This window comes from Sphingobium sp. ba1 (assembly GCF_000743655.1).
Taxonomy (GTDB): Bacteria; Pseudomonadota; Alphaproteobacteria; order Sphingomonadales; family Sphingomonadaceae; genus Sphingobium.
Map to the genome: position 1 here is coordinate 1,684,583 of NZ_JPPQ01000069.1, position 7,290 is coordinate 1,691,872.

Genomic DNA, 7,290 nt, shown 5'->3' on the forward strand with positions numbered 1-7,290 from the left:
CATCAGGCTGGACATCTCCGCCGCAATGTCCGGCATCCGGCGGCCGATCTGCCAGTTGATGCCGCCCAGCAAGGCAGCATTGGCGATCGTGATGGCGGCCATGACGGCGATGAAATGGCCGACCGGCGTATGGACATAGCGGGCTATGCGTTGGGGCAGCAGCCGTTCGAGCCAGCGCGCGGCTTGCTGCGTGGCGCGGCTGTCGGATTTGCAACGGTCATGGCAGCGGGCTTCGAGCGTGCAGCAGAGCGAGCAGATCGGCGCGGCATACATGGGGCAATGCGCCATATCGACCGGCTGGAAGGCATTTTCGCAGATGATGCAGCTCTTGGTTTCCGCGCCCTCGGCCCAGTGCGAGCGGCGGGCGATATAATAGCGGCCATGGGTGAGGAGCGCGATCACCGGCGCGGCGGTGAAGGCGACGGCCATGCCGATGACCGGCGCGAACGCTTGGGCCAATTGCCCCAGCAGCCCCAGATGTGCGCTGCCTGATACAAGGATGGACAGCAGCATTGCGCCGATGCCGACGGGGTTGATGTCATAAAGATGGGCGCGCTTGAACTCGATGCCTGCGGGCGAGAGGCCGAGCGGCTTGGAGATCATGAGGTCAGCGGCCAACGCGCCGATCCAGCCCGCCGCGACCGTGGCGTAGAGGATCAGGATCGCCTCAATCGCGTCGAAGATGCCGACTTCCATCAGCAGCAACGCGAGCAGCACGTTGAAGATCAGCCAGACGACGCGACCGGGATGGCTGTGGGTCAGGCGGGCGAAGAAATTGGACCAGGCGATGGACCCGGCATAGGCGTTGGTGACGTTGATCTTGAGCTGGCAGATGATGACGAACAGGCCGGTCAGCACCAGCGACAGACCGGCATGGCCCGACATGGCGGTGAAGATGGTCTGGAACATGACGGTCGGGCTGGCGGCGTCGCTGGCCGAGGCCGCGCCGCCGATCAGATAATGGGCCAGCCAGGAGCCAAGCAGCAGCTTCATGCCGCCGATCAGCGTCCAGCCGGGGCCGCCCGCGAGCATGGCGGCCCACCATTTGCCTTTGCCGATCTTCTTGGCGCTGGGCAGGAAGCGGAGATAATCCGCCTGCTCGCCGATCTGGGGCAGCAGGGACAGGAGGGTGGAGAGGGCGAAGCCGAAATAGAGCAGGCTGACGCTGCCATCGGGCGCGCCAAGCTGACCCGTGAAGCGCGACCATTCCGCCAGCGCGGAGGGGCCGGACCAGAGGATATAGAGGATCGGCGCGACTTGCAGCACGATCCAGATGCCCTGGGTCGCGATCTGGAAGCGGGTGATGGCGCTCATGCCGTAGAGCGCGATCGGGATGACGACGAGGGCGCTGACCAGATAGGCGACGCTCATCGGCATGCCGGTCATCGCGGTGAGCGCGACCGCCATGATCGTCGCTTCGACCGAGAAGAGCAGGAAGGTGAAGCTGGCATAGATGAGCGAAGTCAGGGTCGAGCCGAGATAGCCGAAGCCTGCGCCGCGGGTCAGCAGGTCGATGTCCAGGCCGTGCTTGGCGGCATGATAGGCGATTGGCAGGCCGATGACGAACATCAGCGCGACGGCGGCGGCGATGGCGGCAACGCTGTTGGCGAAGCCGTAGGTCAGGGTGATCGATGCGCCGATCGCTTCGCAGGCGAGGAAGGCGGTCGCGCCGATGGCGGTGTTGGCGACCTGCCCTGCCGACCAGCGCCGGGCGCTGTCGGCGGTGTAGCGCAGGGCGTAGTCCTCCAATGTCTGGCTGGCGACCCACTTATTATAGAGCCGCTTTTCGCGCAGGACATAGGCGGCGCGGTCCATCAGAGGGCGGTGGCGTCTGCGGGATAAGGGCGCAGGCCGCCGGTGGCGACGATGAAGTCGATGACGGCGGGCAGGCCGATATTGTCCTTGAGGTTGGTGAAGAGGAAGGGGCGCTGCCCGCGCATCTTCTTCGCGTCCCGGTCCATGACGCCCAGGTCCGCGCCGACCAGTGGGGCAAGATCGATCTTGTTGATGAGCAGCAGGTCCGAGCGGGTGATGCCGGGGCCGCCCTTGCGCGGGATCTTGTCGCCGGCCGATACGTCGATGACATAGATGGTGATGTCGGCCAGTTCCGGCGAGAAGGTGGCGGCCAGATTGTCGCCGCCGCTTTCGATGAAGATGAGTTCGAGGCCGGGGAATTTGCGGTGCATCGTATCGACGGCGGCCAGGTTGATGCTGGCGTCCTCGCGAATGGCGGTGTGCGGGCAGCCGCCGGTTTCCACGCCCATGATGCGTTCCGGCACCAGCGCGCCAGAGCGGGTCAGAAACTCCGCATCTTCGCGGGTGTAGATGTCGTTGGTGATGGCGGCGATGTTGTAATGGTCGCGCATCGCCTTGCACAGCCGGTCGGTCAGCGCGGTTTTGCCGGAGCCGACCGGGCCGCCAATGCCGACGCGCAGGGGACCGTTGTGACCAAGAGAAACCGGAGTCATGAGCGGAACAACCTTGTGTAGAGGGTTTCATGGGACAGGGAGGCGAGTTCGAGGTCGGGCGCGGCGGTGCCGAGGTCTTCGAGCGGGGTGACGAGCGCCTTTTCTGCAATGGCAGGAATGGCGTGGGATAGCGCGGCTAGCGCAAGCTGGCCATCGGTCTGGCCGAGCGGCACGAGTCTGACGCCTGCCGAAACCAGGTTGGCGGCGGTGGCGTGGAGCCAGCCGTGCAGCGCGGGTTCGAGCGGGATGGCGTGGGCGGCACAGGCGAGCGCCATGACCGTGGCATGGGCCATGGGATGATGGCCGTTGCGTGCGGCGAAGGCGTCGAGCGCGGGGTGGGGCCAGGCCTTGCGCGTGACCGAGAGGAAGGAGCCGCCCTGCTGACGGCTTTCGAGCGCGGTTTCGCTGCTGCCGCGAAAGGCGGCGGCGAGTTCGGAGAGGGCGTCGAAGGCGGGGGCGTCTGGCGCTGCGCGGTAGGCGTGGACGAACAGCACGGCGTCGACCCAGCCGCCGCCGCGCGCCAGCACGGCCTCGACATAGGCGGTGACGTGGGCGGCGGTGGTGATGCGACCATCCTCAACCGCTGTTTCCAGGCCGTGGCTATAGGTGAAGCTGCCCACCGGATAGGAGGGCGAGGTCCAGGCGAGCAGGCGGTGGAGGGCGGCGTCAGCCAGCATGGTCGTGGTGATCGTGGGAATGACCGTGGTGGTGGTCATGATCGTGATCATGGCCGTGATGATGATGATGATGGCCACCGCCGGAATAGGCGCCGCCTTCGGGGGTGAAGGGGGCGTTGATCTTCGTGACGGTCGCGCCCAGCCCTTCGAGCATGGCGTTGATGACATGATCGTCGCGCAGGCGGATGGCGTGGGGGTGCAATTCGGCGGGCAGATGCCGGTTGCCGATATGCCAGGCGAGGCGGATCATCGCGGACGGGTCTGTAGCGGTGACTTCGACCAGCGCTTCGGGCGCGGCGAGGACTTCGACCAGACGGCCGTCCGACAGTTGCAGCGCATCGCCATGGCCAAGCACTGTCGCGCGGGCGAGGTCGAGCAGGAACAGCGTGCCATGATCGGCGGTGTAGACCCAGCGGCGGCGATGGCGCGCATCATGGTCGAGCGTGATGTGGTCGGCGGCGGGGCCAGACCAGTGGCCGTGGGGGAGGACTTCGCGGGCGGTCAGCATGATGTAATCACTCCGTCATTCCCGCGACCCGAAGGGCGGCGTAAGCCAACGCGGGAACCCATCTCCCACCCTGTCTCCAGACGCGAGGTCCGGAGATGGGTCCCCGCCTTCGCGGGGATGACGGGTGAAGGGTGGTTAGGGCAGCTTGTCAAAACAGGAAATATCGTTGCGCGAACGGTAGCACGCTCGCCGGTTCGCAGGTCAGCAATTCGCCATCGGCGCGGACTTCGTAGGTTTCGGGGTCGACCTCGATGTGCGGCATGGCGTCGTTCAGGATCATCGAGGCCTTGCCGATGCCGCCGCGCGTGTTGCGCACCGCCTCCAGAGGGCGCGCCAGTTGCAACCGTTCGGCGATGCCGTCCGCGATCCCGGCTGTCGAGACGAAATGCACCGCCGACAGCGCACCCGCGCGGCCCATGGCGCCGAACATCGGGCGGTAATGGACCGGCTGGGGCGTTGGGATGCTGGCATTGGGGTCGCCCATCGGCGCGACGGCGATGCTGCCGCCCTTGATCACCATGTCGGGCTTGACCGCGAAGAAGGCGGGGGACCACAGGACCAGATCGGCGAGCTTGCCGACCGCGATCGACCCGACGATATGGCTGATCCCATGCGCGATAGCGGGGTTGATCGTATATTTGGCGATATAGCGTTTGGCGCGGAAATTGTCGCTGTCGGCATCGTCGGTGCCTAGGCTGCCGCGCTGCTGCTTCATCTTGTCGGCGGTCTGCCAGCAGCGGATGATGGTTTCGCCCACCCGGCCCATCGCCTGGCTGTCCGATGACATCATCGAGAAAGCGCCAAGATCGTGAAGGATATCCTCCGCCGCGATGGTTTCCTTGCGGATGCGGCTGTCGGCGAAGGCGACATCCTCGGCGATGCGCGGGTCGAGATGGTGGCAGACCATCAGCATGTCGAGATGTTCCTCGATCGTGTTGATGGTGTAGGGCCGGGTCGGGTTGGTGGAGGAGGGCAGGACGTTGGGCAGGCCCGCCAGCTTGATGATGTCGGGCGCATGGCCGCCGCCCGCACCCTCGGTATGGAAGGCGTGGATGGTGCGGCCCGCAAACGCGCCTATCGTGCTTTCGACGAAACCGGCTTCGTTCAGCGTGTCGGTGTGGATCGCGACCTGAATGTCATAGTCATCCGCGACCGACAGGCAGCAGTCGATGGCGGCGGGGGTGGTGCCCCAATCTTCGTGCAGTTTGAGGCCGCAGGCGCCCGCGCGGACCATTTCGACCAGGGCGGCGGGCTGGCTGGCATTGCCCTTGCCCATCAGGCCGAAATTCATCGGCATGGTTTCAAGCGCTTGGAGCATTCGGCCGATATGCCAACTGCCCGGCGTGCAGGTGGTCGCCAGCGTGCCATGCGCCGGGCCGGTGCCGCCGCCCAACATGGTGGTGATGCCTGCGTTAAGCGCTTCGTCCACCTGTTGCGGGCAGATGAAATGGATATGCGCGTCTATGCCGCCTGCAGTCAGGATGCGCCCTTCGCCCGCGACGATTTCGGTGCCGGGGCCGATGGGAATGGTGACGCCAGGCTGGACGTCGGGGTTGCCCGCCTTGCCGATGGCGGCGATGCGGCCATCGCGGATCGACACGTCCGCCTTGATGATCCCCCAATGGTCGAGGATCAACGCGTTGGTGATGACGGTATCGGGCGCGCCGTCCGCGCGGGACATCTGGCCTTGGCCCATGCCGTCGCGGATCACCTTGCCGCCGCCGAACTTCACTTCCTCGCCATAGACGGTGCGGTCCTCCTCGACGCGGATGAGGAGGGAGGAGTCGCCCAGCCGCACGCGGTCGCCGGTGGTGGGGCCGAACATGCCGGCATAGGCGCGGCGGGACATGGTTATGGGCATGGGGCGGCCTTCCGTTCGAAACGAACGGCTGATGTGATGCCATTCATCACAATTCCCCCATCACATCGCCGCGGAAACCGATGACGATGCGGTCGCCGGCATAGGGGATGAGTTGCACGTCGCGGCTTTGGCCGGGTTCGAAACGGACGGCGGTGCCCGATGGAATGTCGAGGCGATAGCCGCGCGCGGTGTCGCGGTCGAACAGCAACGCCGGGTTGGTTTCGGCGAAATGATAATGGCTGCCGATCTGGATCGGCCGGTCGCCGCTATTGGCGATGGTGAGGGTGATGGGAGTGCGTCCTTCATTCAGGACGATGTCGCCGGGGAGGGGGAGGATTTCGCCGGGGATCATGCTGTCCACCCCCGCAACCGTTCGGGCTGAGCCTGTCGAAGCCCTGCCCTTATCCGCAAGTAAGAAAAGCCCTTCGACAAGCTCAGGGCGAACGGGGTGAAGAGAGGCGTCAGGCCGTTCACCGGATCGGCCTGTGGACAGTCACCAGCTTGGTGCCGTCGGGGAAGGTCGCTTCGACCTGAATATCGTGGATCATCTCGGCTATCCCCTCCATCACCTGATCGCGGGACAGGACGTGGCCGCCGCTGGCCATCAGGGCGGCGACCGACTGGCCGTCGCGTGCCCCTTCGACCACATGGTCGGTGATCAGCGCGATCGCTTCGGGATGGTTGAGCTTGACGCCGCGCGCCAGTCGATTGCGCGCGACCATGGCGGCCATCGCGACTAGCAGCTTGTCTTTTTCGCGTCCTGTCAGGTTCATGGGATCAGCAATAGCAGATGGTGGGCATGGAGGGCGATAGGCCGAATATCGCGGCGCGCAACACGCCCGCCGCGCGCATGACATCCTTGCGCAGCGCGTGGGGATCGTTGCGGGTGAGGCGCAGGATCAGCAATCCGTCGAAGCTGGTCGCGCCGCCGGTCGGCGCTTCGACCAGCGTGCGGGCGAGGTCGAGATAGTCGGCGGCGTCCGGCCCCGCATAGACGAGCGTCGCGACCGCGCTGGCATCTCCAAAGCCGAAGGGCGCGCGGCCTGCGGTGGCGAAGTCGCCCTCGATATGGAGCGCATCGGCCCACACCAACCGCCCGCCGCGCCGGATGCGCCAGCTATCGTGGATCAGGCCGCTTTGATAGGTTTCGCCCATCGCGCCGCGCCCCAGCACCAGCATCTCCATCGCCAGCATTCGAGCATCGGGGGCCATGTCGGCGCTCAGCGTGCGGCGCATCCAGCTGCGGTCGAACAAGATCGCTTCCTGTGCCAGCCATTCGCAGGTCGCGCCCGCGCCGATGGCGATGCGGGTGTCGATGCGGGTGGGTTCATCCTCGTCCAGCGCGCGGTAGAGCTTTTCGGCGGCCTGCGGCACGATGGTCGCGCAGACGCCCGGATCGACGATGATGTCGAGCGCCAGCCGGTCCCCGCCGGTCAACCCGCCGCAGGTGGTGACGGTGACGGCGAGCGGAAAGTCGCCATCGCGGCCTTCGGGAAAGAGCAGCCGCGCAGGCGCGACCTGCATCATGTCGCGGATGCCGCGCGGCCCAAACGCCACCATGGCGCGGCCATCGACGCGCTGGTGCCGGGACTTGGGGGGCACGGTAATGGCGCGTTGCACGGTCATGGACACCATCTGATCAGGCGCGGCTGGTCGGGACATGGGGTATATGACGTATGGGGTGATGGCCAGGAGCGATACTGTTCCCCGGCGAAAGTGTTTTATCCCGTCTGTTTGTATAGAGTTGTTTGGAGTGGCTGCTGGATTGCGCCATCT

The 7,290-nt window shown here is 65.8% G+C and carries 8 protein-coding genes; all 8 read right to left on the reverse strand.

What is annotated here, in order from left to right:
• Positions 1 to 1,815: purine-cytosine permease family protein (locus tag IL54_RS11180; protein ID WP_443210764.1), on the reverse strand; the 1,815-nt coding region annotated here is incomplete at its 3' end.
• Positions 1,815 to 2,468 (reverse strand): urease accessory protein UreG, encoded by a 654-nt coding sequence (gene ureG / locus IL54_RS11185; RefSeq protein WP_037475648.1) that lies wholly within the window; start codon positions 2,466 to 2,468, stop codon positions 1,815 to 1,817. The genes IL54_RS11180 and ureG, both read right to left, overlap by 1 nt.
• The gene (locus IL54_RS11190) at positions 2,465 to 3,184 is read right to left on the reverse strand and encodes an urease accessory protein UreF (protein WP_237748859.1); all 720 of its coding nucleotides are present in this window, start codon (positions 3,182 to 3,184) and stop codon (positions 2,465 to 2,467) included. Before IL54_RS11190 ends, ureG begins: the two co-directional genes overlap by 4 nt.
• Positions 3,135 to 3,653 carry an urease accessory protein UreE gene (gene ureE, locus IL54_RS11195; RefSeq protein ID WP_037475650.1) on the reverse strand — a complete coding sequence of 173 codons (519 nt, stop codon included), beginning with the start codon at positions 3,651 to 3,653 and terminating at the stop codon, positions 3,135 to 3,137. The genes IL54_RS11190 and ureE overlap by 50 nt, the downstream gene beginning before the upstream one ends.
• Positions 3,654 to 3,801: 148 nt before the next feature.
• Positions 3,802 to 5,514 (reverse strand): urease subunit alpha, encoded by a 1,713-nt coding sequence (ureC, locus tag IL54_RS11200; protein ID WP_037475654.1) that lies wholly within the window; start codon positions 5,512 to 5,514, stop codon positions 3,802 to 3,804.
• 46 nt (positions 5,515 to 5,560) lie between these two features.
• Positions 5,561 to 5,866 (reverse strand): urease subunit beta, encoded by a 306-nt coding sequence (locus tag IL54_RS11205; protein ID WP_037475656.1) that lies wholly within the window; start codon positions 5,864 to 5,866, stop codon positions 5,561 to 5,563.
• Between the two features lie 118 nt (positions 5,867 to 5,984).
• Positions 5,985 to 6,287, reverse strand: a complete 303-nt coding sequence (locus tag IL54_RS11210) for an urease subunit gamma (protein ID WP_037475658.1) — start codon at positions 6,285 to 6,287, stop codon at positions 5,985 to 5,987.
• A gap of 4 nt (positions 6,288 to 6,291) precedes the next feature.
• Complete coding sequence (locus IL54_RS11215; RefSeq protein ID WP_237748860.1) at positions 6,292 to 7,140, reverse strand: urease accessory protein UreD; 849 nt, start codon at positions 7,138 to 7,140, stop codon at positions 6,292 to 6,294.
• Positions 7,141 to 7,290: the final 150 nt, after the last annotated feature.

What these genes read in the sequence shown, in the direction of transcription:
- IL54_RS11205 (WP_037475656.1), bottom strand. Translation starts at nt 5,866, where the DNA reads ATGATCCCCGGCGAAATCCTCCCCCTCCCCGGCGACATCGTCCTGAAT.
- IL54_RS11210 (WP_037475658.1), bottom strand. Translation starts at nt 6,287, where the DNA reads ATGAACCTGACAGGACGCGAAAAAGACAAGCTGCTAGTCGCGATGGCC.
- ureC (WP_037475654.1), bottom strand. Translation starts at nt 5,514, where the DNA reads ATGCCCATAACCATGTCCCGCCGCGCCTATGCCGGCATGTTCGGCCCC.
- IL54_RS11190 (WP_237748859.1), bottom strand. Translation starts at nt 3,184, where the DNA reads ATGACCACCACCACGGTCATTCCCACGATCACCACGACCATGCTGGCT.
- IL54_RS11215 (WP_237748860.1), bottom strand. Translation starts at nt 7,140, where the DNA reads ATGACCGTGCAACGCGCCATTACCGTGCCCCCCAAGTCCCGGCACCAG.
- ureE (WP_037475650.1), bottom strand. Translation starts at nt 3,653, where the DNA reads ATGCTGACCGCCCGCGAAGTCCTCCCCCACGGCCACTGGTCTGGCCCC.
- ureG (WP_037475648.1), bottom strand. Translation starts at nt 2,468, where the DNA reads ATGACTCCGGTTTCTCTTGGTCACAACGGTCCCCTGCGCGTCGGCATT.